The following is a 24,681-nucleotide window of genomic DNA, read 5'->3' as shown; positions in this document are numbered from 1 at the left end:
ATTACACTACAATAACGATAAAATTTTAAAGGGTGTAAAAGTAGATTATTATGTTTGGCATGGGCTTTTTTGAAATCCTTGTGGTGTTGGTTGTAGCGATTATTTTTTTAGGGCCAGAAAAATTCCCCCAAGCTGTCGTGGATATGGTGAAGTTTTTCCGTGCGGTTAAAAAAACGCTCAATGACGCTAAGGACACTTTAGATAAAGAAATCAATATTGAAGAAATCAAAAAAGAAACCCTAGAGTATCAAAAGCTCTTTGAAAACAAAGTGGAGAGTCTTAAGGGCGTTAAGATTGAAGAATTAGAAGACGCTAAAGTAACTGCAGAAAATGAGATTAAAAGCATTCAGGATTTGATGCAAGATTATCAACGCAGTTTAGAAACCAACACAACCCCTAACCATTTAAACGAAGAAGTTTCCAATGAAGAAGCCCTAAATAAAGAGGTTTCAAGCGATGAATCTCCTAAAGAAGTCAAATTAGCTAACAACACCAAAGAACACGACAAAGAAAAAGAGCATGTTTGAAGATTTAAAACCGCATTTACAGGAATTAAGAAAGCGTTTGATGGTTTCTGTAGGAACGATTCTAGTGGCGTTTTTGGGGTGCTTTCATTTTTGGAAAAATATTTTTGAATTTGTTAAAAATTCTTATAAAGGTACGCTCATTCAGCTCTCCCCTATTGAAGGGGTCATGGTAGCGGTTAAAATCAGTTTTTCAGCCGCTATCGTCATTTCCATGCCCATTATTTTTTGGCAATTATGGCTCTTTATCGCTCCAGGGCTTTACAAGAATGAAAAAAAAGTGATTTTGCCTTTTGTGTTTTTTGGGAGTGGCATGTTTTTAATTGGGGCGGCGTTTTCTTATTATGTGGTGTTCCCTTTCATCATTGAATACTTAGCCACTTTTGGGAGCGATGTGTTTGCGGCTAATATTTCTGCGTCCAGTTATGTGAGCTTTTTCACGCGCTTGATTTTAGGCTTTGGCGTGGCATTTGAATTGCCTGTTTTGGCGTATTTTTTGGCTAAAGTGGGCTTGATTACCGATGCGAGCTTGAAAGCGTATTTTAAATACGCTATTGTAGTGATTTTTATTGTAGCAGCCATTATCACTCCCCCTGATGTGGTGAGTCAAATCTTTATGGCGTTGCCCTTAGTGGGGCTTTATGGGCTTTCTATTTTGATCGCCAAAATGGTCAATCCGGCCCCCAATGACAACGAAGAAGATAGCGAAAATAACGCCAAAGAAAATACAAAGAGCGAGTGATAGTTGAAAGAATTTGATTTAGAAAGCTATGATTATGATTTGCCTAAAGAATTGATCGCCAACTACCCCATTTTGCCCAAAGAAAAGGCTAAATTACTCGTATATGAAAGGCGTTCGCAAAAAATCACGCACACCACTTTTGAGCATGTTTTAGATTTTTTCCCTAAAAACGCCCTTGTGGTGTTGAACGACACTAAAGTGATTAAGGCCAGGCTTTTTGGTTCTAAGCATGCCTTTTTGCCATCAAAAACAACCGAAGTGTTTTTCCACCGCTTTTTTAAAAACAATACCGCTCTAACTCAAATCAAGGGTAAGATCAGAGTGGGGGACAAAATCTTTTTTGATGCAAATTATCACGCTGAAGTTTTGGAATTGCTTCATAACGGCCAGCGCTTGATCGCTTTTTATGACAATAAAACCCCCTTAAATCAAGCGAATATCTTAAAACTTTTAGAGCAATACGGGCATATGCCCCTACCCCCTTATATTAAAAGAGCGGATGAAAGTTTGGATACGCATGAATACCAGAGCGTGTTCGCTAAACACATGGGTGCGGTGGCTGCCCCTACAGCGTCATTGCATTTTTCTCAAAATACCTTAGAAAAATTATTGAAAGATTTCAAGCACGCTTTTTTAACCTTGCATGTGGGGGCTGGGACTTTTCTTGGCGTAGAAACTAAGGATATTAGAGAGCATCAAATCCATACAGAAGTGTTACGCATTCCTAAAAAGAGTCAAGAAATTTTGCAAAAATCCCAAGAGGTTTTATGCATCGGCACGACCGCTTTAAGGAGCGTGGAATACTTTAAGCGATTAGAAAACCCTAATCAAGAGGCGTTTGAATGCGATATATTCTTGCATCTTGCTAATCCTATTTTGCATGTTAATCATTTGCTCACTAATTTCCATTTGCCCAAATCAAGCCTTTTAATGCTTGTAAGCGCGATGGTAGGCTTAGAAAAAACCAAAGAAATCTATCAAATAGCCATAGAAAAAAAGTATCGTTTTTATTCTTATGGCGATGGGATGCTGATTTTATGAACCCCTTATTGCAAGACTATGCGCGCATCCTTTTAGAATGGAACCAGACGCACAACTTGAGCGGCGCGAAACATTTAAGCGAGTTAGAACCCCAGATCACAGACGCTCTAAAACCTTTAGAATTTATCAAAGATTTTAAAAGTTGTTTGGATATTGGAAGCGGAGCGGGACTTCCTGCTATCCCTTTAGCCCTTGAAAAACCTGAAGTCAAATTCATTCTTTTAGAGCCAAGAATAAAAAGAGCGGCTTTTTTAAGCTACCTTAAAAGCGTTTTGCCTTTAAAAAATATTGAAATTGTTAAAAAGCGTTTAGAAGATTATCAAAATCTTTTACAAGTGGATTTAATCACTTCTAGAGCGGTCGCTAGCTCTTCTTTTTTGATAGAAAAAAGCCAACGCTTCCTAAAAGATAAGGGGTATTTTTTATTCTATAAAGGCGAGCAGTTAAAAGATGAAATCGCTTGTAAAGACACTGAATGCTTTATGCATCAAAAGCGTATTTATTTTTACAAATCAAAGGAAAGTTTATGTTAAGAATTTTAATCCCCCTACTCATTATTGTGTGGGTTTTATGGCGTTTGTTTTTGAGGCAAAAACCCCTTAAAGGCAACCATAAAGACAGCCACTCTTATACGCAACAAACCCCTAAAGAATTAGAAGATCACATGATTGTATGCTCTAAATGCCAAACCTATGTTTCTAGCAAAGACGCTATTTATAGCGGAGCAGTGGCGTATTGCAGTGAAACTTGTTTGAATAATAAAGGATAAATATGCTTATTTTAGGACACCCTTTAATCCCTAGCGATCGTTTTATTTTCATTAAAAACACCGATGGCATCCATTCTAGCGCCAATAACGATATAGTGTGTTTTGAAGCAAACCCAAAAAATTTGGAATTAGCCAAATATTGCTGTGAAAATAGCGTCCATTTTGGCGTGATCTTTTTATCGCACAAAATAGAAACAGACACCTTTTTTTTATTCAACGCTTTCAAACCGCTCTATTGTATTTTTAAGGATATTAAGCAAGCTACACTCGCCCAACAACACGCCACTAATTACTTATTAGATAGCAAAATTTTGTTTTCTATGGATTTAAACGATACAGAGTTGTGGGAAATTTGCGCTAAAAGTCAGATTGATGGCGTTATTTCTAAGGATTCACTCCTTTTAAAATAAGCCCTTTTTAAACAAATCTCAGTTATAATAAACCCTTTTTAAGGGGAGATGTCCGAGCGGTTGAAGGAGCACGCCTGGAACGCGTGTAAGGTGCAAGCCTTCGAGGGTTCGAATCCCTCTCTCTCCGCCATTTAAAAATGCCACGAATGCGAAACAAAAAACAAAAAACTCCTTTCAAACAAGCTACGCCTTTCAGGGGTTAGAAAGATTTTCATGCCAATTTCCACATCCACCTTATGATACAAAACGATCGTGCGAAACTGCACCCCAAATTTCCCGATAGCCCTGAAATAAGTGTTATGAAAATTGAAATCTTTTAATGAATCCCAAGTATTCACCACCAAATCTTTGACTTTATTGTTGAGTATCCATGTGTTAGCGGCCAGTTGCAAGCCAAAGAAAAAAGCCCAGCGGTTGATAGGGTTTTTAGCGTAGGCGACCATAAAATCCCCTCCCACCCCATAAGTGAACATGTTCGCCTGTAAAGTAGAGTCATTATTAAAAAGCACATTACCATAATCTATAAAGAAATAATACCTAGAATAAGCCCAATCGTTTTTAGGATTCACTTCATAGCCTTGAAGGATTGAAGCCCCTTGTAAAAGCTTGTTGGTGTTTAAAGGGCGCATAAACACCGTGCCTATTTGATAAGAAGAAGACATATAACTCAAATTTTCAGCATTTAAAATATTTAAAAAACTTATACTCAGTATTAAAATTCTTAAATAATACACTTACTTGTAAAATCCTTGTCTTTCTTTTTTCAAACCATCCAATGACCCTTTATCGCCCTCAAAGAGTTATTTTATTATTTTTAAACGATTATCATAGCAAACAAACTAAATTTTTTTACAAATAAGAACGCTCATTGAACGCTCCATTTAGCCAATGATTATTGTCGGTCAAGGTAATTTTAATCAAAACATGCTATTATTTGGAATGGTTTATTATTATAAGGCGTTAGAGACGCTTTGGCTGTTTAAAAAGAGCCTAATTTAAATGCAATCTTAAAAGGAGAAGCACTTTGAAACTACTGGTAGTAGATGATAGCTCAACTATGAGAAGAATTATTAAAAACACACTTTCACGCTTAGGCTATGAAGATGTTTTAGAAGCTGAGCATGGAGTGGAAGCTTGGGAGAAACTAAACGCTAATGCGGACACTAAGGTGCTTATTACAGATTGGAACATGCCTGAAATGAACGGCTTGGATCTCGTTATAAAGGTGCGTGCGGATGAGCGGTTTAAAGAAATCCCTATCATTATGATTACCACAGAAGGCGGTAAGGCTGAGGTCATTACGGCTTTGAAAGCGGGCGTGAATAACTACATTGTGAAGCCTTTTACCCCCCAGGTTTTGAAAGAAAAATTAGAGGTTGTTTTAGGGACAAACGATTGAGTGTTAAAGCTAATGTATTATGAGTTTTTCTTTATCTTCCCTAAGGAGCAAGAGCTTTTTGAGAGCTTTCTTTTAGACACCACGCATCTAGCCTTAGAAGAATCAAGCCTGGAAAATTTAAAAGCGTTTGACGATAAAGAGACTATTGAATTTATAAGCCAATCCAGTTGGCATTATTTCACCACTCATGACCCTTTAAAAGAAAATTTAAAAGAAAAACCCCCACACCTCAAAAATTTCGTTATTTTACGCTCTCAAAAGGATTTGAACGACTCGCTCATTCCAGCATTAGAAGCGTTTTGTTTGAGCTTGCAACAAAATCTGCAAAGTGGGTTTGATTTTTTCTATCTTTCACGCAATCTGGCTTCAAAAGACTGGCTAGAAGCCTACAAACAAGCTATTTTGCCGGTGCAATGCACCAAGTTTTACATACACCCTAGTTGGCATCAAAAACCAAGCCATATCGCTACAGATGATAGCATAATGATTGATCCGGCTCTTGCCTTTGGATCAGGCCATCATGAAAGCACTTCTATGTGTTTGGAATTGCTCTCTAACCTTGATTTAAAACGCAAAAACGCTTTAGATGTGGGCTGTGGGAGCGGGATTTTAAGCATCGCCTTAAAAAAACAAGGCGTTAGCGCTTTAAGCGCTTGCGATACGGATAGTTTAGCCGTTGAAGAAACCCTAAAAAATTTTAGTTTGAATCAAATACCCCTATTAGCGCAAGATAAAGTCATTCATGGATCTACGCAAAAAATTAAAGGGTGTTTTGATATTATTGTGGCGAACATTGTCGCTGATGTGATTAAGAGTTTGTATAGTGAATTTGTGCGGCTTTGTAACCACACTCTTATTTTATCAGGGATTTTAGAAACCCATTTAAACTCTGTTTTACAGATCTATTATAATGGATTTGAGGTTTTAGAGCAACGACAGCGTAACGAATGGGTCGCTCTAAAATTGCTTAAAAAACAATCAATAAATTAAGGATTATAATGAAACCAACAAACGAACCTAAAAAACCTTTTTTTCAAAGTCCCATTATCCTTGCGGTTCTTGGAGGGATTTTACTCATCTTTTTCCTACGCTCTTTCAATTCTGATGGCAGTTTTTCGGACAATTTCTTAGCTTCTAGCACCAAAAATGTGAGCTACCATGAAATCAAACAGCTCATCAGCAATAATGAAGTGGAAAATGTGAGTATCGGTCAAACTTTGATCAAAGCTAGCCATAAAGAGGGTAACAATCGTGTGATTTATATCGCTAAACGAGTACCTGATTTGACCTTAGTGCCTTTGTTAGACGAAAAAAAAATCAATTATTCTGGTTTTAGCGAGTCTAACTTTTTTACGGACATGTTAGGGTGGCTCATGCCTATTTTAGTGATTTTAGGGCTATGGATGTTTATGGCAAACCGCATGCAAAAAAATATGGGTGGGGGTATTTTTGGCATGGGGAGTGCGAAAAAACTCATCAACGCTGAAAAACCCAATGTGCGTTTTAATGACATGGCAGGCAATGAAGAAGCCAAAGAAGAAGTGGTAGAAATCGTAGATTTCTTAAAATACCCCGAACGATACGCCAATTTAGGGGCTAAAATCCCTAAAGGCGTGTTATTAGTAGGGCCTCCAGGAACCGGTAAAACCCTTTTAGCAAAAGCGGTAGCCGGCGAAGCGCATGTGCCATTTTTCTCTATGGGAGGGAGCAGTTTCATTGAAATGTTTGTGGGCTTAGGGGCAAGCAGGGTTAGGGATTTGTTTGAAACCGCTAAAAAACAAGCCCCTAGCATCATTTTTATTGATGAAATTGATGCCATAGGTAAGAGCCGAGCGGCTGGAGGCGTGGTGAGCGGGAACGATGAAAGAGAGCAGACCTTAAACCAGCTCTTAGCCGAAATGGATGGCTTTGGGAGCGAAAACGCGCCTGTGATTGTCTTAGCCGCAACGAACCGCCCTGAAATCTTAGACCCAGCTTTAATGCGTCCAGGGCGCTTTGACAGGCAGGTTTTAGTGGATAAGCCTGATTTTAATGGCAGGGTAGAAATCTTAAAAGTGCATATTAAAGGCGTGAAACTCGCTAATGATGTGAATTTGCAAGAAGTCGCCAAACTCACCGCAGGGCTTGCAGGAGCGGATTTAGCGAATATCATCAATGAAGCCGCGCTTTTAGCAGGAAGAAACAACCAAAAAGAAGTCAGGCAACAGCATTTAAAAGAAGCGGTTGAAAGAGGGATTGCAGGGTTAGAAAAGAAAAGTAGGCGCATCAGTCCTAAAGAAAAGAAAATCGTCGCCTACCATGAAAGTGGGCATGCCGTGATTTCTGAAATGACTAAAGGGAGCGCTAGGGTGAATAAAGTTTCTATCATTCCAAGAGGCATGGCGGCTTTAGGCTACACCCTTAACACGCCTGAAGAAAACAAATACTTGATGCAAAAACACGAACTCATCGCTGAAATTGATGTGCTTTTAGGTGGGAGGGCGGCTGAAGATGTCTTTTTGGAAGAAATTTCTACCGGTGCGAGCAACGATTTAGAAAGAGCGACTGATATTATTAAAGGCATGGTGAGTTACTACGGCATGAGCAGTGTCAGTGGGCTTATGGTGTTAGAAAAACAACGGAACGCCTTTTTAGGAGGTGGTTATGGAAGCAGTAGGGAATTTAGCGAAAAGACCGCAGAAGAAATGGATCTTTTCATTAAAAACCTGCTAGAAGAACGCTATAAGCATGTCAAACAAACCTTAAGCGACTATAGAGAAGCGATTGAAATCATGGTCAAAGAATTGTTTGACAAAGAAGTCATTACAGGCGAAAGGGTGCGTGAAATCATCAGCGAATACGAAGTTGCCAACAATTTAGAAAGCCGTTTGATTCCTTTAGAAGAGCAAGCGAGTTAAGAGTGCGAGCTTACAAACGGATTTTTGATAAGGGTTTAAAGCCTTATTATAAACATTCTGTTTGTTTAAAGCTTTTTTTTAGATTTTGTTTTCTAAAAACTCATGCTTATCAACAGCGTTATAAAGCGTTTTCTCTAACGCTCTTTTCTTGTAAGTTTTTTAACGCTTGTGAGATTTTTATCTCAATAATGGATTTTAAAATCGTTTTTATTCCTATTCTTTCTAAAAGACAAGTTAAAAAGAGTTTCTAATGCCTATTAACCCTCTCTATCTTTTCCCTAATCTTTTCACCGCTAGCAGTATTTTCTTAGGCATGATGAGTATTTTTTACGCTTCCAGTTATCAATTTGTCATGGCATGCTGGTTAGTGGTAGCGAGCCTTATATTAGACGGGCTTGATGGGCGTGTCGCAAGGCTTACCAACACCACTAGCAAATTTGGTATAGAATTTGACTCTCTGGCTGATGTGGTCGCTTTTGGGGTGGCCCCAAGCTTAATCACTTACTTTTATGTGGGGTATAACTTTGGGCGCATAGGCATGGCGGTGAGCGCGTTGTTTGTGATTTTTGGAGCGATACGATTGGCGCGATTCAATATCAGCACCAACACAAGCGACCCCTATTCTTTCATCGGTATCCCTATTCCTGCTGCGGCGGTATTGGTGGTGCTTTGCGTGTTATTGGATAACAAATACCATTTTTTAGAAGGAAATACAGAAAAGTTATTTTTAGGCTTCATTGTCTTATTGGGGGTGCTTATGGTGAGCAATATCCGCTACCCTAATTTTAAAAAAGTCAAATGGAATCTCAAGCTTTTCATCTTAGTGTTGATTTTTTTATCGTTAGTGTTTGTGCGCCCTTTAGAAGCTTTAAGCGTGTTTATGGGGTTGTATTTGATTTATGGAATCATTCGGTGGCTTTTTTTAATGGTAAAAATTATTTTTAATAAAAATAAGAGCGCATGAAAGAATCTTTTTATATAGAGGGAATGACTTGCACGGCGTGTTCTAGTGGGATTGAACGCTCTTTAGGGCGTAAGAGTTTTGTGAAAAAAATAGAAGTGAGCCTTTTAAATAAGAGTGCTAACATTGAATTTGACGAAAACCAAACCAATTTAGACGAAATTTTCAAGCTCATTGAAAAGCTAGGCTATAGTCCTAAAAAAACTCTAGCAAAAGAAAAAAAAGGATTTTTTAGCCCTAATGTTAAATTAGCGTTGGCGGTTGTTTTCACGCTTTTTGTGGTGTATCTTTCTATGGGAGCGATGCTTAGTCCTAGCCTTTTACCTGAAAGTTTGCTTACGATTGATAATCATAGTAATTTTTTAAACGCTTGCTTACAGCTTATAGGCGCGCTCATTGTCATGCATTTGGGGAGAGATTTTTACATTCAAGGGTTTAAAGCCTTATGGCACAGACAGCCCAACATGAGTAGCCTTATCGCCATAGGCACAAGCGCTGCCTTAATTTCAAGCCTGTGGCCATTGTATTTGGTTTATACAAACCAGTGGTCTTATGGGCATTATTATTTTGAGAGCGTGTGCGTGATTTTAATGTTTGTGATGGTGGGCAAACGCATTGAAAATGTTTCTAAAGACAAAGCATTAGACGCTATGCAAGCCTTGATGAAAAACGCCCCCAAAACCGCCCTTAAAATGCAAAATAACCAACAGATTGAAGTTTTAGTGGATAGCATTGTGGTGGGGGATATTTTGAAAGTCCTCCCTGGAAGCGCTATTGCAGTGGATGGTGAAATCATAGAGGGCGAAGGGGAATTAGATGAGAGCATGTTAAGCGGCGAAGCGTTGCCGGTTTATAAAAAAGTCGGCGATAAAGTCTTTTCAGGGACATTCAATAGCCACACGAGCTTTTTAATGAAAGCCACGCAAAATAACAAAAACAGCACCTTATCTCAAATTATAGAAATGATCCATAACGCTCAAAGCTCAAAGGCAGAGATTTCTCGCTTAGCGGATAAGGTTTCAAGCGTGTTTGTGCCAAGCGTGATAACTATTGCTATTTTAGCATTTGTGGTGTGGCTCATCATCGCGCCTAAGCCTGATTTTTGGTGGAATTTTGGAATCGCTTTAGAAGTGTTTGTATCGGTTTTAGTGATTTCTTGCCCTTGCGCTTTAGGGCTGGCTACGCCTATGAGCATTTTAGTAGCGAACCAAAAAGCGAGTTCTTTAGGATTATTTTTTAAAGACGCTAAAAGTTTAGAAAAAGCAAGGCTAGTTAATACGATCGTTTTTGATAAAACCGGCACGCTCACTAACGGCAAGCCTGTCGTTAAAAGCGTTCATTCTAAGATAGAATTATTAGAGTTATTGAGTTTAGCGGGCAGTATTGAAAAAAGCAGCGAACATGTCATTGCTAAAGGGATTGTAGAATACGCAAAAGAGCGTAACGCTCCCTTAAAAGAAATGAGCGAGGTTAAAGTGAAAACGGGTTTTGGCATTAGCGCTAAAACGGATTATCAAGGTGCTAAAGAGAGCATTAAAGTAGGTAACAGCGAGTTTTTTAACCCTATTAACACGCTAGAAATTAAAGAAAACGGGATTTTAGTGTTTGTGGGCAGAGTGATTAGTGAAAAAGAAGACGAGCTTTTAGGGGTGTTTGTTTTAGAAGATTTGCCCAAAAAAGGCGTGAAAGAACATATCGCTCAAATCAAAAATTTAGGCATTAACATCCTTCTTTTAAGTGGGGACAATAGGGAAAATGTCAAAAAATGCGCGCTTGAATTAGGGATTGATGGCTATATCAGCAACGCTAAACCACAAGACAAGCTCAATAAGATTAAAGAACTTAAAGAAAAAGGGCAGATCGTTATGATGGTGGGCGATGGCTTGAATGACGCTCCTAGTCTTGCGATGAGCGATGTGGCGGTGGTGATGGCTAAGGGGAGTGATGTGAGCGTGCAAGCAGCGGATATTGTGAGCTTTAATAACGATATTAAATCGGTTTATAGTGCGATCCAATTAAGCCAGGCGACCATTAAGAATATCAAAGAAAATTTGTTTTGGGCTTTTTGTTATAATAGCGTGTTTATCCCTTTAGCTTGTGGGGTTCTTTATAAGGCTAATATCATGTTAAGCCCAGCGATTGCGGGTTTAGCGATGAGCTTAAGCTCTGTGAGTGTGGTCTTAAACTCCCAAAGGCTAAGGAATTTTAAAATTAAGGATCATTGAATGAAAGCAACTTTTCAAGTGCCAAGCATTACTTGCGACCATTGCGTGGATAAAATTGAAAAATTTGTGGGCGAAATTGAAGGCGTGAGCTTTATTGATGTGAGCGTGGAAAAAAAGAGCGTGGTTGTAGAATTTGACGCTCCAGCGACACAGGATTTGATTAAAGAAGCCTTATTAGATGCTGGGCAAGAGGTAGTGTGATACAGAGGTAGTGTGATACAGAGGTAGTGTGATACAGAGGTAGTGTGATACAGAGGTAGTGTGATACAGAGGTAGTGTGATACAGAGGTAGTGTGATACAGAGGTAGTGTGATATAGAAGTGGTGTGATATAGAAGTAGCGGATTGATAATAAAGGTGGTGTGATATAAAGATAGTTTTAAAGACCGCAGCATTCAAAAGGGTTGTTGTCTATTAATGCTTTGTTTGGGTGTTTTTACGCCCTTCAATTGCGATCTATCATAACCATAAGAGAAAGAAATTATCGTATTTTCCTTTTCTCATTTCAATTTTTTCAAGCCGCTAATCACACCACCCATAAAAGAAAGGGAGTTGCGAGATAGATTGCTTTTGAATTGCGAACGAATGAGTTCAAAGATTTTAACAAACAATACGCATAGATCAATCAGGTTTCATATTGCCAAGCAATAAGCCCTTTATGTGTCCAATAGGGACAAGAATACGAGAGTCATCATCTTTTAAGTCATTGTCTAATCGCTGTATTAAGCCATCCATGCCCTTTTTGGATTATCTCATGCATTCTTTCTAAAATACGATGTTCCCTTGCTAAAAAAGAATAAGATGAACGCATGATATAAAGTCTTCTGCTTATTTTACACAGCCTCTCTGTTAAATTAGGTAATGATAAATAAAGATTTCTAATGTCTAGCATAACTATCCTTTATTTGCGACTATGATATTATATCAGGCGTTGCCTTAAAACGCTATGAACTCTTTTGGTAAGTCTTATCCATTCTACACAAATTTCACTAAAATCATGCCACTAAACGCGTTGTTTTTATAAAATTCTATGCGATAGATCCTTTCTTGCTTGTCTAATGAAAAGCGTTTTTGAAAATCTTTAAATTTAATCGTATAGCCCGCTTCATTAGGCTTGCTTTCATTAGAAACGCTAAAGCCAATCACATTCGCGCGGATATTGTCCATAGCATGGATATAAAAACTCTCTTTCACTTCAACCACGCTCCCTATTTTAACCATTTGATCCTTATTGTCAATTTGCATTTTCACTTCTTCTAAAGAATGATCAAACTCTATATAAAAGGGCGATAGTCGTGTCATGAGCTTGTTGCCGTATTTCAAAAACACTTCTTGTTTATTTTTGACTAGCCCCACAATGTAAGCGTTGCTCTCTATGGGGATTTGTGGGATTTTAGTGTTGTGGGGTAAGGGGAAATGGTTGAGTTTGGGGCGCAAGTTAAAAAGGGGCATTTTAGGCAGAGAGCTGATTTTTGCCCACAAGCTTTTATTATTGATTAGGGCATGCACGCTGCTAGGGTTAAGCTCAAAATCGCGCTTAAAAGGGATATTGAGTTGGTTGAGTAAGCCCTCAATGGCTTGCAAATGGTAAAACACCCTTGATGCTAAAGGGAGTTCTTTGCTGGCTTCATTGGCAAAAGCGCTCTTTTTTTGATTGATCGCATAAAAAGTTAGGGCTTTTTGCATTTCTGTATCGCCTTGCGCGGTGCGCGTGTTTTTTAAATGATACTCTTCAATGGGGTGCAATAAATGGGCGTTGATGCTCTCAATCGTATTGTTTGCAAAAGCAAGCAAGTTAGGGAATTTCGCCCCCTTAACCTCATCTTGATCAATAATAAAGCAATTCCCCCAGCGCTTAGGATTGAGCATCGCATCAACATAAATAGGGCGATAATACCCACCGCCATCATGCAAATGCAAGACGGCATCTATATTGGGTTTTGCAATCAAGGATTTGATTTCTTGGATAGTGGGGTATTCAGGGTCATTCTTGTCTAAAGCGGCAAATTTGCGGTTCATATCTCCATACAAGCCCCTATGATTTCTCAACATGGAAGGCTTATTCAATACCGGAACCACTTCAACCAGGCCTTTTAAAACGCTATAGTGCATCAAAAACAAATTAGCCGCATTAAACCCTCCAGGCTCATCGCCTTGAATCCCTGCTAAAAGCAACAAATGGGGGGCTTTGTCTTTATCCTCTACATTTGTAGGGACTTTTTCTATCGTTTCTATCGCATGCAAAAACGAATACAAGCCCCACACTAAAAGCCATATTTTTTTCATCCAATCTCTCTACTATTGAAACTAAAAGATCGCTAATTATACCTAAAAACCTTTTTAAGGATGTTTTTAAAGTTCTCATAAAAAGGAACGAAAAATGCTTATGAATAGTTAATTCTATTTAAAGGTTTTTTATGGATATTTTAAAAACTCTTCAAAAGCATTTGGGCGATGTTGAAACAAGCGATTTTAAAACCAATGCGGTAGAAAAATCCCAACAAATCGCCAAATTCAGTAGGGACATGAAAAATATAAACGAGAGCGTTGGAGCGTTACAAGTCTTGCAAATCGCTTGCAAAAAGCTTTTTAATAAGAGCATGGGATTAGAAGATAAAGACGCTTTGCAAGCTTCTATCATTAAACAGGAATTGCGAGAAATTGTAGAAAATTGCCAGTTTTTAGCCTCCCCTTTGTTTGACACTCAGCTCAACATTGCAATCAATGATGAAATTTTTTCCATGGTTGTGGATAATCCGTTGGATTTATTGGAAAATGCGGGCGAATTTCAAGCTTATTTGGAAGAAAAATTAAACGAAATTAAGGAATTATTAGGTTATTTGAGCGAAAGCCTTTCAAACCCTAAAGCCTTTATGCCAAGTTTTTCAAATAAAAGCCTTAAAGATTTATTAAGCGATAATTTGAGAGCTTAAATTTTAGCCCTCTAGTTTAGAAAACTTGATTTTCCATAAAAAGAATGAGCCTAAAAACGCTATTACAAATAAGCCCACCAAGTAATAGCCCAAGTCTGTAAATTCCAGGCTTTGTAAGGCGTTTAAAAGGCGGTTTTCAAATTTTAAATGGAGTTTCTCGCTAACGACTTGAAAAAGCTCAATCAACCCGATAAAAAGCGCGATAAACACGCTTAAGGCCGTGATGGAGATATTGTAATAGATTTTTCTTAAAGGGGTTTTAAACGCCCAATCATACGCCTTAAGCATGAACGCCCCATCTAAAGTGTCAAACAAACTCATGCCAGCGGCAAAAAGAATGGGTAAAGAGAGCATGCCCACCACACTCACTTTAATCGCACTGCTAGAGAGAGCCAAAAGCGCGATTTCACTAGCGGTATCAAAACCTAATCCAAAAAGAAACCCGATAGGATAAATATGCCACGACTTGGAGATGAAATTAAACAAGGGTTTAAAAAAGCGGTTGAGTAAGCCCCTACTCGTTAAAAGCCGCTCAATCTCTTCATTTTGTTGCTGGCTTAGGCTTTCATTAGAATGCGATTTTTTGAAGATTTTTAGTAAATCCACTAGAATAATAGCATTCAATAGCCCTATAATGAGCAAAAAAAGCCCAGAAACTAAAGTCCCCACTACCCCCCCTATTTCTTCTAGCATCGGCGTATGCTCTTTAGCCCAAGCGATCGCAAACGCGCTGATGATGGTCATTAAAATCACCACGCTTGAATGCCCCATAGAAAAGTAAAAACCCACACCATAGGCGTTTTTGCCTTGTTGGGTGAGCTTTCTAATGGTGTTGTCTATGCAAGCGATGTGATCCGCATCAAAGGCATGCTTTGCCCCTAGCATGTAAGCCATAGAAGCCGCCGCATAAAACGAAGCGTTATTGGCCATAAAGAGCAACGCTAAACCTAATGCATGCAAGAACACAATCGCTAAAAAATAAGGAAACCACAATTTCATAGCACACCTTTTAAGAAAATAATACTTTTTGGGTAATTTTAATATATTTTGTTAAATTAGAAAATTTTAGGATTTATTTTTGATTATTTTCTACAGATCTTTCTAAAAAATTTTTAAGGGGAACGAGAGATTTTGAGTCAAAACCAATCACTCCTTGTAGTTTCTCATAGTCTCCTTTATATTGATCCTTTACTTTACCTTCTGTATCAAAAATATTTTTTTTGGTATATAGATCCTCTAATCCAAGCGCTTCTAAATAGGCATACAGCATATTTTTTCTGATGTTTTTAATCGGTTTGTAATGTTCTTTCTTTTTAATACAATCTAAATAGCTTTCAAAACAATTTATGAACTCTTTGTGGTTAGCAATCTCTAATAATAGGGTTTCTAAATCGCCATCATCTTGATTGTTAGGGAATAAAAAAATTTGTTCTCTTGGAAAATCAATCCTTTTTTCTTTGAGTTCTTTACAAATATGCTCAAGCTTATTATCAAAACCAGCATCACTTTCTTGGCTCTCTTTCTTGTCTGCATCAAAAATAATACACACTTGTTTATATGTTTTATGTTTATTATTTAAAATTTTGTCAATCTTTTCCAGAAATTCATCTGAAATTAGCTTATCTTTACCTTCTATATCAAACACATCAAAATGATTCTTGCATTCAAAATGATTCTTGCATTCCAAAAAATTAAGATACCAACCCAGAAAGTTTCTATCGCTTTTTCCTTCTGTATAAATAAGTATCTTTTTACTCATAATTATTTTCCTTAAATCTTTCTTTACCTCCAAAAAGATTGGCATGATTTTTGAAATAAAGAGATAGATTTTCTCCATAATAAGGCTCTGCAACGATTGAACTGCTGCTTTTTTCTAAGCAAAACAATTTAGTCTGATTGGTAAATTTTTTTTCTTTGATAACTTGGTCTAAAATTTCTACAAATTCTTGGCTGTGGGTAGTCATAAACACTTGCAAATTACGATCTTTGTTTTTTTAATAAAATTAATAATCTTTTCTAACAATAACCTCATGCAAGAAAAATGCAAGCCATTTTCCACTTCGTCAATATAGATCGTTGTTGCGTTATTGGCAATAAAAGCGCTCACAATATGCAAATACTTCATCAAACCATCGCCAAACATAGATAGGGGGACTTTTTCTTTTATATTTTTCACCTCTAATTTGAGTTGGTTGTTAGCATTAAATCTAATAGCTTGAATGTTTTTATCAAATTGGTTAAGGCTTTGATTCAGCCTTTTTTCTAGTTGATTGTCATCAAGAACCTTACCCACTGCTTGAATAACATTGGGATCCATAATATGGATAGCATTAGGATTTATAACATTTCGCTTGCGAGCAACATCGCTAGGGGTTATGATGGTAGCGCTTTCAAAGGGTAAAAGCTTCCGTGATAGATTAGGTTTGAAATTATTAAATTGCCTGTTGTAGCTTGATTGATTAGGAATTGGTGGGAAATTGGGAATTCTAGCGATCTTTAAATAATCGTTATAGATTTCTTCTTCACCTTTTTTAAAAATGAACTTAAGTTGTGAGAATGCTTGCGCTTGTTCTGCTGTGGGTATTATTTGCGACTCTATTGTATTTTGATATTCACTGGCTATGAATTTTATTTGCAAGTCCAAGGTCTGATTGTTATCTAAAGTTGTAACAATTTGTATTTCTTTCTTTGTGTCTAAAGCATAAAACATCAAGTTTTTTGATTCTATTGTTAAAGGCTCTTTGCGTATATCGTCATAAATTTCTAATATATTGGCGCATGGGTGCATGGATTTTCCCACTAAACAATATAACGCCTCTAACAAATTAGACTTTCCCGCATTGTTTTCACCAGTGATAATATTAAGCTTGGTAAAACCATCAATTGTGGTGTCCTTAAAATTCTTAAAGTTTTTGATGCGAACAGACTGAATCATTGAACCCCTTTATCTAAGCAGAAATTTGCACTAAATTCTTGTATTATAACACATGCAATTACGACAAAATTTTAAAAGAACTTGAGGGCAAACGATCTGATGAGATCGGTTCATCTCTTTCCACCCAAAAACCTAACCCATTCGTCTCTGTCAATCAAAATCACTTCGTTAGCTTGAGCTAGTTTTTGAGCGGCTTGCGTGAAATAGCTGTTGGTGATCACGCAAGCTTTTTCGCAAGCGTAGTAAGCTTTAGAAGAGACCACCTCCTGAATAGCTTTGGGCGAAACTTTATGCGAGTAGCGTTTGGCCTGAACCGCCCACTTGATGCCGTCTTTTTCTGCAATCAAATCCGCTCCATAATCGCCGCTTTTTTGCGTGATGCTCACTTCAAAACCCTTTGAAGTGAAAAAGATTTTGGCGTATTCTTCAAATTCAAAGCCGTTCATGGCGTCTATTTTTTGTAAAGCGCGTTTGAGTTGGCGCTTTTTATACGAAGAAATAACGCCTTGAAAAAGCACTAACATTGAAAAAACGCCAAGAAGCGCTAACAATTTTAAAAGCAAATCGTTAGCTGAGGTTGCTAATTTCAATTCTAGGGCTTTTTCCAATAAAACATGCCACGCTAAATAAATCCCTACCGAAAACAAAATGACAAAAATAAAAAATACAATCTTTTTCATGCCTTAAAGCCACTCTGCATTTTCTATAGCGTTCAAACGCTTTTCTAAACCCTCCATAAGAGAATAGTAAGCCTTATTAAGGGCTTTGATTAAAGCGTTGTGATAGGTTTTATCTTCTTGGGAAAAAAGAGAGGGGTTATCGCCCAAATGATTAGCGTAATAAACAGGCACGCTGAAAGCGGTGGGGATTAAAAGGGTGTCAAACGGGCAAGTTGTCTGCGGGGCGCATTCTAAAATCAAGCTCGCTTGAAGGTTTAAAAAACGCATGACGGATTTTGGGTCAGCGTTAGGCTCAATCGTCTTTTTAAGCCTTTCTTTAATGCCTTTTAAATCTTTAGGACTCTCTTCAAAAGAGAAAAAAACATTGCCTGAAACATTGAGAATAAAAGCGCTTTTATCTTTTAAAAAATAAGCGATTTGTTGGATGATCGCTTTTTTAAATTCTTTTTGGTAAAAGGGCGGCACAAAATGGGCGTTAAAAAAGATTTTAGGGGGGGTTAAAGTGAAAGCGGTTTTTAAAGCGCTATTTTTGGGGTAATCTTTATATTTTAAATGGAGTGTCATTTTGTTGAAAAACTGACACCCTAGTAAAATAAAAATAACACCAACGCTTAAAACCCTTAACATTCTATCAAACGCCCATGCTCTAATTTCACATGCTTAGTGGCTAATTTTAGCGTGCTTGGGTTGTGCGAGATGAGAATGATTAAGCGATTTTGTTTCAATTCTAAAATGCTTTGTTTAACGCTCTCTTCTGTGTTATTGTCCAAAGCGGAAGTGGCCTCATCAAAGATTAGAACTTGAGCGTCTTTATACAAAGCTCTTGCAATGGCGATTCTTTGGCGTTGGCCACCGCTAAGATTAGCGCCAAATTCATCTAAAACACTCTCTATCCCATGAGGCATTTTTTCCACAAAATCTAAGGCTTGAGCTTTTTTCAGGCATTCTTTGATTTTTATCTCATCAATTTCTAAACCATACGCCACATTTTCAGCCACGCTCCCATTAAAAATAAACACCCTTTGAGTGACAACGCTAATCTTTTCTCTCAAGGATTTTTGAGTGATGCTCTCTATTTTTTGATCGTTGATGAAAATTTCGCCCCTGCTTGGCTCATAAAGGCGTAAGATCAGATTCACTAATGAGCTTTTACCGCTCCCGCTTTCGCCTTTTAAAGCGATGATTTCATTTTGTTGGAATTTCAAACTAATATCGCTTAAAACATAGTGCTCTTGATTATCTAGCGTATAAGCCAGCCATACCTTTTTAAATTCTATGGTGTGTATAGCGTCATCTAGCGTTAATTCCCCATCAACAATAGCCGGCTCTCTTTCTAAAATCTCATGGATCCTGTCGCTAGCGACAAAGGCTTCTTGAAAATTAGAAACGATCCTAGTTAGGCGTTTGATCGGCGTATAGAGCATAAAAAGGGCCGTGATGAAAGAAAAAAACGCCCCCACGCTAATATGACCCCTAATCACTTCATTCCCCCCCAAATAAATCACTAGCGCTATAGCGATAGAGCCTAAAAACTCCATTAAAGGCGAAGAAATTTCAGCCACGGCGATGTTTTTGATACCGATTTTAAAAAACGCTTCATTTTCTTTCACAAAAGCCTTATGCTCTAATTTTTCGCCATTAGAGATTTTAATCGCTTCCACATTGTTAAAGACTTCACTCAAACGAGCGGTGATTTTGGCGTTACTCTCTTGATGGGATTTAGCGAGTTTTTTAACCTTACGAATGATTTTACTGATAGGAATAGCGGCTAGCGGCATGATCACTAACCCCACTAACGCTAATTTAGGGCTTTGATAAACCACCACCCCCACTAACCCCACAATCGTTAGCCCCTCTCTTATGCTCTCTGAAAGGTAATTGGACAAACTCGCTCTAATCAAACCTATATCATTGGTGATCCTTGCGATCAATTCGCCCTTTTTAGTCCTGTTAAAAAAATCCATTTCCATTTTTAGAAGGCTTTCTAACATGGTGTTGCGTATTTTTTTGACAATATCAAGCCCGATAAAGTTAGTGAAATAAGTGCCTAAATACATGCCCCCACTCTTGCCCAAATACGCCAAAATCACTAAAAAAGGCAGGATTTTGAGCATTTGAGTGTCTTTATTGATAAAAATTTCATCTAAAGTGGGCTTGACTAAATAAGTCCCCCAAGCCGTACTTAAAGCCACCACTAAAGAAGAAAATAAAACCACTATAAAACTTTTATAATGCTCTTTAAGATATTTAGAATAACGCCTGAAAAAGAGTTTCAAATGTTTAACCTTATGGATTTGATTAAACTCGTATTATAGTGTTTTTATTATAGGGATTTTTAACGCTTTAATAAACAGCTTAAAGCGATTAATTAGAATTTAGCGCTAAGAGTTGTCATCAAATGACTCCTGTCTGAATAAAGCGCTTTAGAGCCGGGCGTGGGCCTGTAACTCCCTACCATAAAGCCTGCATGCGTCATCACGCCCAAATATTCTAATTTCACGCTCGCTGTCAAACTCTTACTGATCTTATAGCCCACATTAACAGCCGCGCTCGCTTCATTGGCTAAAGTGCCGCTAGTCCAACGCCATAAAGTCCCCCACAGCCACTTTTTATGCACGCCCCCACCAAAAACCCAGCCAGAGATGGCATCAGCGGTTACCACATGGCTTATCGCTTGCCCTATATCATAAACGCTATTGGTCCAAAAATCAATGCCTAAAGGGTTTCCTGTCGTGCCGATGTAAGCGTTTGCGTTTTTCCATACTTTATAAAACGCTCCTCCAAAATTAAATTCATTGTAATCAAATCGTTGTCTAATGAGCAAGCTTTGCCCAGCGGTGCCAGCCTTTATGGCGTAACGATAAGTATCCCTTTTTAAGGGGGCATGGACAGGGAGCAAAATATAAGCTTTTGTTTCTGATCTAAAGCCCACGCCATCAAAATTAGGGTTACTATCATAGCCTACAACCACCCCAGGGCTATAATAAGTCCCTGGCGAAAATTGGAAAAAAGGGCTAACACTAACCCCTTTTCTTTCATAAGTGTAATTCACTAAATGGATACCATAATTCAAAGTGCGCCCGTTTTTAATCACGGTTCTTGGAGAGTAAAAATCATAAATCCACTCCCCATAAGCGAACGCCCTACCCCATGAGCTAAACCACCATAATTTGTGGATCCCTTCACTTTTATCCTTGACTTTAGCGCTGATTTCAAAACCTTGCGTGTAAGAGCTCATGTAAGGAGCGCTAGATTGGTAACGCCCTCCTTTAGCTAAAAAAATATCCTTATAGCGGTATTCTAAAAAAGCGTTATTCATCAAGTAATTACGGCGGATTTTATTAGCCCTAGCGTTCCCGCACGCTATAGAATCAATCACTTTGCCATCCGACCCAAGCGCGCACTCATGGATACTCGTGCCATCAAGCAAGGCTCTTTTACCCCCTAAATAGCCATCCCAATAACCAATATAGTTATAAATAACCGATCCGCCTTGATTGAATTTCGTGCTATCATAAGCGACCCCTCCTAGCGTGCCACCGACTTTTCCCTCTAAAACATGCCCTTGATCTTTAAGGCCTTTGGATAAAAAATCCGCATAGATATTGCCCTGCCCTACAGCGGTTACAAAGGTTTCTGTAGGATAAATCCCTCTAGAAATATCAATCTTTTTTTTATTAAAGCCAACTTTAGAAAAGGACTCCGCTAAAACTTCAATTTTATAATCAAACGCTTGCAAAGGAGCGCTTAAACTTAAAACATATAACCCACAAAAAACTTTATTCTTTAAAGGCGTGCTATTTTTCATTTTTTTCCTTTTAATAGCAAATACATCTTAAAGATTATGACTTAAAGACTATACAATTCTTAACTGATCTAAAAACAAAGAAGCGTAATCAAGCTATTTATTTACTTTTAATTAACCCAACTATTTTAGATTATAACGAAGTTTTTTTAGTTTCATACTAAAATGAGATGAAGTAAATCAAAATCTGATCAAAGTGGGATTTTTGTGCCGTTTTATAACAAAACCCATTTTTTTAATATGAAAGTTATCATACGAAAGCTCTTGTATTGATTGTAAAAAATGCCAAAAAGCATTTTTTAAGTTTGACAATCAATCTAATAGCAAAAACTCCAACACCGCCATGCGCATCGCCACGCCATTTTTGACTTGCTCTAAAACTTTAGATCGCTCATCTTCTAACACCGCACTTTCTATATCAATATCCCTATGCACCGGGCCTGGGTGTAAAATAATCACCTCTTTATTTTTAGCATGAGCCTCTAGGCGTTGTTGGGTGATGCAATAAGCGTTGCCATAATCTTTCAAGCTCGCAAAAATGGGCGCGTTGTGCCGTTCGGTTTGGGTCCTCAAACTCATTAAAATGTCTGCAAATTCTATCGCTTCTTCAATGTTGTGCGTCGTTTTTAAAGAAACGCTAGGGAGCATGGAGCTTGGAGCGCACAGCATGATCTCAAGCCCTAGTCGTTGGAGTAATTTAATGTTACTATTAGCCACTCTGGAATTTTTCACATCGCCTATGAAAGCGATTTTTTTCCCTTTTAAATTTTCTAAACTGCCAAAATGCTGATAAAGGGTGAGCAAGTCCAATAACGCTTGGGTCGGATGAGCGCTTACGCCGCTTCCTGCGTTAATCAAGGGGCATTGTGAAAATTCGGCTAATTTAAAAGGCGCGCTTGAAAAAGCATGCCGTGTGATGATAGCATCAGGCTGCATGGCATGGATATTTTTAAAAGTGTCTGTTAGAGTTTCACCCTTTGAAGCGGAGCTTGTTTGCATGTTTAATTTCACGATTTTTGCCCCCAATCTCAAGCTTGCGATTTCAAAACTAGACACCGTTCTGGTGGAATTTTCAAAAAATAAAGCCACGATGATTTTATTTTGCATTTTTTCTTTCGTTTCTAAAGATACGGCGTTAAAATCGTTCGCATAAACGCTCGCTTTTTCTAATAAAAGCTTGATTTCATCTAGGCTTAAATCGCTAGTTTGGAGCAAGTGTCGGCATTTTTTTGGCATAAAACCCCCTTTTAGTTATAATATAGATTTTATTTTAGCTAAAAATGGCATGGGTTTTAGCAAGGAATGGGCTTGAAAAATCTCTCAACGCTTCTGGTGTTTTTATTCTTTTGTTTAGGGTGTGTGAGCAATTTTAATGAAGACACTTACACGCCGGATCTCATTTTAGAAAAAAAGATCCAAGCCAGCAGGAAGGGCGAAATCACCCAAAATAATGTGCCTATCATCACGGCTATCGCTACGCATTTAAACGATGTGGATAGCGGCGCTTACTATGACCATGAGTATTTTTTAGTGGAGATTTTCACGCAAAATAACGATTGGATTGATGATGGCTATATTTCTTATGAACTTTTTGGCACAAAACCTATAGGAAAAGAGCCTTTATGGGTGCGAGAAATCACAAAAGATGAATTTGATGGCATTTTAGAAACCACGAATCGCTGGAGCAGAGCCTTTTTACTCGCTTTTGACAAATTGGATTATTTAGCGGTGCAAGAAGCCAAACTAGAGCTTGATGCCTATAGTTTAGGCAAGATTGTTTTTAATTTCGCTTATCAAGTCCCCTTACCTCAATTTTAATGCGCTTAGATTACGCTTTATTCAACCAGCATTTAGTGAATAGCAGAGAAAAAGCTAAAGCGTTGGTTTTAAAAAATCAGGTTTTAGTCAATAAAATGGTGGTTTCTAAACCCTCTTTTATGGTGAAGGAGGGCGATAAGATTGAGCTCATCGCTACAAATCTATTCGTTAGCAGGGCTGGGGAAAAATTAGCGACTTTTTTAGAAAATCACTTTATAGATTTTACAAAAAAGGTGGTTTTAGATGTGGGAGCGAGCAAAGGGGGCTTTAGTGAAGTGGCTCTTTTAAAAGGGGCTAAAAAGGTGCTTTGCGTGGATGTGGGGAAAATGCAATTAGATGAAAGTTTGAAACAAGACAAGCGCATAGAATGTTATGAAGAATGCGATATTAGAGGGTTTAAAACGCCAGAAACAATTGATTTAGTGCTTTGTGATGTGAGTTTTATTTCTTTATATTGTATTTTAGAAGCGATTGTGCCTTTAAGCGATGAATTTTTAGTGCTTTTCAAACCGCAATTTGAAGTGGGTAGAAAAATAAAACGCAATAAAAAGGGGGTGGTGATGGATAAAGAAGCCATTTTAAACGCTTTAGAAAACTTTAAAAACCATTTAAAAACAAAGAATTTTCAAATCTTAAAGATCCAAGAAAGCTTAGTGAAAGGGAAAAACGGGAATGTTGAATTTTTTATCCATTTCAAGCGAGCCTGAGATTAAAAGCTTAGCTATCGGTAAATTTGATGGCTTGCATTTAGGGCATCAAGCCCTTTTTAAAGAATTAAAAGATCCCAAAGCCCTTTTAATCATAGAAAAAAAACATTACACTAAAGGCTATTTAACCCCCCTAAAATACCGCGCTAAACTCGTGGGCATGCCTTTATTTTTTGTGTATTTAGAAGAGATTTCGCCATTAAACGCTTTAGAATTTTTAGATCTTTTAAAAAAGAAATTCCCCCATTTAGAACGCCTGGTCGTGGGCTATGACTTCAGGTTTGGGCATGAGAGGCAAAATGACGCTTTATTTTTAAAAGAGTGTTTTGAAAAAACCATTATTGTGCCTGAAGTGAAAATAAAAGAGATTAGCGTGCATTCTAAAACCATCAAACTAGCCCTAAGCCATGGCGACTTATCTTTAGCTAACAAGCTTTTAGGCAGGCCTTATGAAGTGTGCGGGGAAGTCATTAGCGATCAAGGCTTAGGGCATAAAGAATTAGCGCCTACTTTAAATATAAAAACTAAAGATTTTATCCTCCCTAGTTTTGGGGTGTATGCGAGTTTGGTGAAAATAAAAGATCCAATTTATCAAAAAAGCGTGAGTTTTATAGGCAACCGCTTAAGTACGGATCAACATTTCGCCATAGAATGCCATGTGCTTGATACCATCATAGAAAACCCGCCCAAAGAAATCGCTTTGCGTTTGGTTCAAAAAATACGAGATAACATGCGTTTTTCTTCGTTAAAAGAGCTTAAAAATCAGATCCAACAAGACATCTTAAGAGCCAAAGAGATTTTGAGATAATTTGTGTTAAAATGGCTTTTAAAAACCT

Annotated in this window: 26 protein-coding genes, 1 tRNA gene and 2 pseudogenes; 18 read left to right on the top strand and 11 right to left on the bottom strand. The window is 37.9% G+C overall.

The window, feature by feature from the left end:
* Window positions 1-50 precede the first annotated feature (50 nt).
* From tatB to P6280_RS03690, 7 genes are all read left to right on the top strand, one after another.
* The gene (gene tatB, locus P6280_RS03720) at window positions 51-527 is read left to right on the top strand and encodes a Sec-independent protein translocase protein TatB (protein ID WP_154436653.1); all 477 of its coding nucleotides are present in this window, start codon (window positions 51-53) and stop codon (window positions 525-527) included.
* Window positions 520-1,266: a twin-arginine translocase subunit TatC gene (gene tatC, locus P6280_RS03715; RefSeq protein WP_180401655.1), complete on the top strand. Its 747-nt coding sequence runs from the start codon at window positions 520-522 to the stop codon at window positions 1,264-1,266. The genes tatB and tatC overlap by 8 nt, the downstream gene beginning before the upstream one ends.
* Window positions 1,267-1,269: 3 nt before the next feature.
* Entirely contained in the window at window positions 1,270-2,307 is a 1,038-nt protein-coding gene (gene queA, locus P6280_RS03710; RefSeq protein WP_283237031.1) for a tRNA preQ1(34) S-adenosylmethionine ribosyltransferase-isomerase QueA, read from the top strand.
* Window positions 2,304-2,840: a 16S rRNA (guanine(527)-N(7))-methyltransferase RsmG gene (rsmG, locus tag P6280_RS03705; protein WP_001068807.1), complete on the top strand. Its 537-nt coding sequence runs from the start codon at window positions 2,304-2,306 to the stop codon at window positions 2,838-2,840. Before queA ends, rsmG begins: the two co-directional genes overlap by 4 nt.
* Complete coding sequence (locus P6280_RS03700; RefSeq protein WP_172413410.1) at window positions 2,834-3,076, top strand: PP0621 family protein; 243 nt, start codon at window positions 2,834-2,836, stop codon at window positions 3,074-3,076. The genes rsmG and P6280_RS03700 overlap by 7 nt, the downstream gene beginning before the upstream one ends.
* 2 nt (window positions 3,077-3,078) lie before the next feature.
* Window positions 3,079-3,486 carry a hypothetical protein gene (locus P6280_RS03695; protein WP_121018006.1) on the top strand — a complete coding sequence of 136 codons (408 nt, stop codon included), beginning with the start codon at window positions 3,079-3,081 and terminating at the stop codon, window positions 3,484-3,486.
* Between the two features lie 42 nt (window positions 3,487-3,528).
* Window positions 3,529-3,616: transfer RNA gene (locus P6280_RS03690), tRNA-Ser, on the top strand.
* Between the two features lies 1 nt (window position 3,617).
* Here the strand turns inward: P6280_RS03690 and P6280_RS03685 are convergent.
* Window positions 3,618-4,220, bottom strand: coding sequence for an outer membrane protein (locus P6280_RS03685; protein ID WP_000291636.1), 603 nt, complete (start codon window positions 4,218-4,220; stop codon window positions 3,618-3,620).
* A gap of 290 nt (window positions 4,221-4,510) precedes the next feature.
* Between P6280_RS03685 and P6280_RS03680 the strand changes: the two genes are divergently transcribed.
* From P6280_RS03680 to copP, 7 genes and pseudogenes are all read left to right on the top strand, one after another.
* A complete protein-coding gene (locus P6280_RS03680; protein WP_000772153.1) occupies window positions 4,511-4,885 on the top strand; it encodes a chemotaxis response regulator CheY in 375 nt (124 codons plus the stop codon).
* Window positions 4,886-4,897: 12 nt separating this feature from the next.
* Window positions 4,898-5,875: a 50S ribosomal protein L11 methyltransferase gene (prmA, locus tag P6280_RS03675; protein WP_283237457.1), complete on the top strand. Its 978-nt coding sequence runs from the start codon at window positions 4,898-4,900 to the stop codon at window positions 5,873-5,875.
* A gap of 8 nt (window positions 5,876-5,883) precedes the next feature.
* Window positions 5,884-7,782, top strand: a complete 1,899-nt coding sequence (gene ftsH, locus P6280_RS03670) for an ATP-dependent zinc metalloprotease FtsH (protein ID WP_000805281.1) — start codon at window positions 5,884-5,886, stop codon at window positions 7,780-7,782.
* Between the two features lie 2 nt (window positions 7,783-7,784).
* Window positions 7,785-8,043 (top strand): annotated as a pseudogene (locus tag P6280_RS03665) (hypothetical protein).
* Window positions 8,033-8,746: a CDP-diacylglycerol--serine O-phosphatidyltransferase gene (gene pssA / locus P6280_RS03660; RefSeq protein WP_001122213.1), complete on the top strand. Its 714-nt coding sequence runs from the start codon at window positions 8,033-8,035 to the stop codon at window positions 8,744-8,746. The pseudogene P6280_RS03665 and the gene pssA overlap by 11 nt, the downstream one beginning before the upstream one ends.
* Window positions 8,743-10,968 carry a copper-translocating P-type ATPase CopA gene (gene copA / locus P6280_RS03655; RefSeq protein WP_283237030.1) on the top strand — a complete coding sequence of 742 codons (2,226 nt, stop codon included), beginning with the start codon at window positions 8,743-8,745 and terminating at the stop codon, window positions 10,966-10,968. Before pssA ends, copA begins: the two co-directional genes overlap by 4 nt.
* Window positions 10,969-11,169 carry a copper-binding metallochaperone CopP gene (copP, locus tag P6280_RS03650; RefSeq protein WP_057112122.1) on the top strand — a complete coding sequence of 67 codons (201 nt, stop codon included), beginning with the start codon at window positions 10,969-10,971 and terminating at the stop codon, window positions 11,167-11,169.
* A 501-nt stretch (window positions 11,170-11,670) separates the two neighbouring features.
* Here the strand turns inward: copP and P6280_RS03645 are convergent.
* Together P6280_RS03645 and csd4 are read right to left on the bottom strand one after the other, a co-directional pair.
* Window positions 11,671-11,859 (bottom strand): hypothetical protein, encoded by a 189-nt coding sequence (locus P6280_RS03645; protein WP_283237029.1) that lies wholly within the window; start codon window positions 11,857-11,859, stop codon window positions 11,671-11,673.
* A gap of 83 nt (window positions 11,860-11,942) precedes the next feature.
* A complete protein-coding gene (csd4, locus tag P6280_RS03640) occupies window positions 11,943-13,253 on the bottom strand; it encodes a DL-carboxypeptidase Csd4 (protein WP_033582497.1) in 1,311 nt (436 codons plus the stop codon).
* Between the two features lie 131 nt (window positions 13,254-13,384).
* On the opposite strand from csd4, the gene P6280_RS03635 reads away from it, so the two are divergent.
* Window positions 13,385-13,900, top strand: coding sequence for a flagellar FLiS export co-chaperone (locus tag P6280_RS03635; protein ID WP_180408705.1), 516 nt, complete (start codon window positions 13,385-13,387; stop codon window positions 13,898-13,900).
* Between the two features lie 3 nt (window positions 13,901-13,903).
* On the opposite strand, the gene P6280_RS03630 is transcribed toward P6280_RS03635, so the two are convergent.
* From P6280_RS03630 to pyrB, 8 genes and pseudogenes are all read right to left on the bottom strand, one after another.
* Entirely contained in the window at window positions 13,904-14,899 is a 996-nt protein-coding gene (locus P6280_RS03630) for a HoxN/HupN/NixA family nickel/cobalt transporter (RefSeq protein WP_000780448.1), read from the bottom strand.
* A gap of 73 nt (window positions 14,900-14,972) precedes the next feature.
* Window positions 14,973-15,659, bottom strand: a complete 687-nt coding sequence (locus P6280_RS03625) for a DUF3226 domain-containing protein (protein WP_283237028.1) — start codon at window positions 15,657-15,659, stop codon at window positions 14,973-14,975.
* Window positions 15,652-16,835, bottom strand: a pseudogene (locus P6280_RS03620) (ATP/GTP phosphatase). The gene P6280_RS03625 and the pseudogene P6280_RS03620 overlap by 8 nt, the downstream one beginning before the upstream one ends.
* Before the next feature lie 110 nt (window positions 16,836-16,945).
* On the bottom strand, window positions 16,946-17,515 hold the full coding sequence (locus tag P6280_RS03615) for a restriction endonuclease (protein ID WP_283237027.1): 570 nt from the start codon (window positions 17,513-17,515) through the stop codon (window positions 16,946-16,948).
* 3 nt (window positions 17,516-17,518) lie between these two features.
* Window positions 17,519-18,142, bottom strand: coding sequence for a neuraminyllactose-binding hemagglutinin family protein (locus tag P6280_RS03610; RefSeq protein ID WP_283237026.1), 624 nt, complete (start codon window positions 18,140-18,142; stop codon window positions 17,519-17,521).
* Complete coding sequence (locus P6280_RS03605; protein WP_283237025.1) at window positions 18,136-19,791, bottom strand: ABC transporter ATP-binding protein; 1,656 nt, start codon at window positions 19,789-19,791, stop codon at window positions 18,136-18,138. Before P6280_RS03605 ends, P6280_RS03610 begins: the two co-directional genes overlap by 7 nt.
* Before the next feature lie 92 nt (window positions 19,792-19,883).
* On the bottom strand, window positions 19,884-21,323 hold the full coding sequence (hofB, locus tag P6280_RS03600) for an outer membrane beta-barrel protein HofB (protein WP_283237024.1): 1,440 nt from the start codon (window positions 21,321-21,323) through the stop codon (window positions 19,884-19,886).
* 309 nt (window positions 21,324-21,632) lie between these two features.
* Entirely contained in the window at window positions 21,633-22,556 is a 924-nt protein-coding gene (gene pyrB, locus P6280_RS03595; protein ID WP_283237023.1) for an aspartate carbamoyltransferase, read from the bottom strand.
* Between the two features lie 66 nt (window positions 22,557-22,622).
* On the opposite strand from pyrB, the gene P6280_RS03590 reads away from it, so the two are divergent.
* The 3 genes from P6280_RS03590 to P6280_RS03580 are packed head-to-tail and all read left to right on the top strand — an operon-like array spanning window position 22,623 to window position 24,653.
* A complete protein-coding gene (locus tag P6280_RS03590) occupies window positions 22,623-23,138 on the top strand; it encodes a hypothetical protein (protein WP_000523557.1) in 516 nt (171 codons plus the stop codon).
* On the top strand, window positions 23,138-23,845 hold the full coding sequence (gene tlyA, locus P6280_RS03585) for a 23S rRNA (cytidine-2'-O)-methyltransferase TlyA (RefSeq protein WP_283237022.1): 708 nt from the start codon (window positions 23,138-23,140) through the stop codon (window positions 23,843-23,845). Before P6280_RS03590 ends, tlyA begins: the two co-directional genes overlap by 1 nt.
* Window positions 23,811-24,653: a bifunctional riboflavin kinase/FAD synthetase gene (locus P6280_RS03580; protein ID WP_283237021.1), complete on the top strand. Its 843-nt coding sequence runs from the start codon at window positions 23,811-23,813 to the stop codon at window positions 24,651-24,653. The genes tlyA and P6280_RS03580 overlap by 35 nt, the downstream gene beginning before the upstream one ends.
* Window positions 24,654-24,681: the final 28 nt, after the last annotated feature.

Origin of the sequence: Helicobacter sp. 219-2 (assembly GCF_030053225.1) — a bacterium.
GTDB lineage: Bacteria > Campylobacterota > Campylobacteria > Campylobacterales > Helicobacteraceae > Helicobacter > Helicobacter pylori_C.
Note: the sequence above shows the minus strand (reverse complement) of the source record. Positions and strands in the feature narration are given on the sequence as shown.